The sequence below is a fragment of the Butyrivibrio sp. DSM 10294 genome (assembly GCF_028539135.1).
Lineage (GTDB): Bacteria > Bacillota > Clostridia > Lachnospirales > Lachnospiraceae > Butyrivibrio.
This window is the reverse complement of sequence record NZ_JANSWL010000064.1, coordinates 1-586: the sequence shown is the minus strand read 5'-3', so window position 1 is coordinate 586 and position 586 is coordinate 1. Positions and strand designations below refer to the sequence as shown.

Sequence of the window (586 nt, the reverse complement as noted above, 5' to 3'; positions counted from 1 at the left end):
GTCATTAAAGCCTCTCGAAGAAAAGGTTCTTTCTGAATTCGGATGTCAGAAATTCATCTACTGCAGCGATGCAGGACTTGGATCCGAGAAGATAAGAAACTACAACCACATGGGACAAAGAGCTTTCATTGTAACTCAGTCTATAAAGAAGCTAAAAGCCGAAGATAAAGCATGGGCTTTGAACGGTACTGGATTTAAACGAGTATCGGACGATACTCTTGTGGATATATCAAAACTCCCCGATGATGATACCGGACTTTACTACAAAGAAGAGCCTTACACTCCAAAAACTGTTCATCAGCGCCTCATTGTGACTTATTCGCCCAGATTTGCCAAGTATCAGAAAGCTGTTCGTGATGCCCAGGTGGATCGAGCACAGAAACTGATTGATTCAGGTTCCATTAAAAGGAATAGAAAGAATCCTACTGATCCGGCAAGATTCATTGGAAAGATTGCAGTTACTGACAGTGGCGAAGCTGCAAGCATTCACAACTATCTCGATACAGATAAGGTTGAACAGGAAGCGCTTTATGATGGTCTCTATGCAGTATCAACAGACCTTCTTGACGATCCTGTTGGAGACATC

Annotated in this window: 1 pseudogene; it reads left to right on the top strand. The window is 42.5% G+C overall.

The window, feature by feature from the left end:
* Positions 1–586, top strand: a pseudogene (locus tag NXH67_RS06475) (IS1634 family transposase); the annotation flags it as partial.